The following is a 285-nucleotide window of genomic DNA, read 5'->3' as shown; positions in this document are numbered from 1 at the left end:
CGGGCCCGCGGCCGCAGCCGAAAGGGCTAGGCCGCGACCTACGCATCGATGCTTGCCGCGGCCTCGCGCTCTGGTGCATCTTTTTGAATCATTTCCCCAACAACATCGGAAGCTGGCTGACGCTGCGGAACTACGGCTTCAGTGATAGCGCGGAAGTATTCATGTTCGTCTCGGGTGTGACCTGCGCACTGGCTTACGGCAGCGCACATTCGCGCGATGGCTGGCCCGGCGTCATCACCCGTACGCTGTGGCGAAGCTGGGACATTTATGCTGCATTTCTATTGC

The 285-nt window shown here is 60.7% G+C and carries 1 protein-coding gene; it reads left to right on the top strand.

Translation table 11 applies throughout. The annotated features are described in order from the left end of the window. On the top strand, positions 1–285 hold a 285-nt coding region (gene opgC, locus AC0L3U_RS39225), incomplete at both ends, for an OpgC domain-containing protein (protein WP_473365094.1).

This window comes from Bradyrhizobium sp. Kon69 (assembly GCF_055807515.1).
Note: the sequence above shows the minus strand (reverse complement) of the source record. Positions and strands in the feature narration are given on the sequence as shown.